1 protein-coding gene is annotated in these 1055 nt (G+C 52.1%); it reads right to left on the bottom strand.

The features are described 5' to 3' along the window. Nucleotides 1-141 precede the first annotated feature (141 nt). Nucleotides 142-870 (bottom strand): hypothetical protein, encoded by a 729-nt coding sequence (locus tag ALO64_RS07780; protein ID WP_005730958.1) that lies wholly within the window; start codon nucleotides 868-870, stop codon nucleotides 142-144. Nucleotides 871-1055: the final 185 nt, after the last annotated feature.

The raw sequence follows: 1055 nt of genomic DNA on the forward strand, positions 1-1055 counted from the left end.
GCTATTTTTGCAGCGCCTCCATAGGTTTAAAAAGTAGCGGACATACGTTGCCAATGTTTATTTTATGGATGACTGCTATCACCGTGCCGGCTATTTTGCAGGTGATTTTTTCAGGAGACTCGATTATTCGATTCGTCGTATTCAATCAGTTGAATGCCCCAGTGGCTGAACCCGTATTACCCGTGGCGGAGCCCAGAGCGAGTTGTTACCCACTCGGTCTATAACACAGTAAGTCACTTCCAGTTGTTGTTCCTCTCCGCCTTCCAGTATCAGCGCGGGCGGCACGACCAGATCGACAGGCTCACCGACGTCTTCGGCAACAAGCGGCGGCAGGTCCATACGCAAATCGCCCCAGCGCACAGTGATCTCGTCGTGAACAGCCATGTTCAGGTACGGCTCGATGGTCATCGGTAAACCGCCTTCCAGGTGCCTGCGCGACAGTCCTCGACGTATTACCGATGGCACAACATACAGCGGTGCCAGCCCCTGGTTTTCTTCCGTGTTGGTGCTGACCAATTGCCCGCCTGGTGCGTTCAGCTTCACCCACAGCTTGCGGCAGGGCGAGGTTATGGGCAAACCGCCTATTTTCATGACCCGGTAGTAAGTTCTTGCTTTGCCGTTCTGTAGAAAGCTTTCCGGCACGCGTAGGACAACGGGTTTGCCGACGTCGGATGCCTTCAATATTTTTGACGCGACGTAACAGCCGTCCCAGAACAGTTCGATCAGGTCTCCCTCGTCCATGCTGTCATAGGGGGCCACATGAACAAGCAGTTGAGAGGCACCTCTCACGCCTATGCCATGTCGGCTGGCCAGCGGTATGGACGGGGCGGACAGGTCCAGAGGGGTCGGTTTGCAAATGATTTGGCTCATGTACGGGTGCTCCTGATAATCAATAGTTCAAGTAACGATTCGTCATAAATTGTCAGGTTGAAGTAATAAGAGGTGCGCTTGAGGCGGTGGGATAAGTACCTTAAATATCCAACTTATGGCAAGCATTACAAATGGTATGAAAAGAGGGCTTGAAACTTTAGTGTCTCACTAAGAGGGTGTAGACA

Source organism: Pseudomonas meliae, assembly GCF_001400515.1.
In the GTDB taxonomy this organism is placed as follows: domain Bacteria; phylum Pseudomonadota; class Gammaproteobacteria; order Pseudomonadales; family Pseudomonadaceae; genus Aquipseudomonas; species Aquipseudomonas amygdali.

What these genes read in the sequence shown, in the direction of transcription:
- ALO64_RS07780 (WP_005730958.1), bottom strand. Translation starts at nt 870, where the DNA reads ATGAGCCAAATCATTTGCAAACCGACCCCTCTGGACCTGTCCGCCCCG.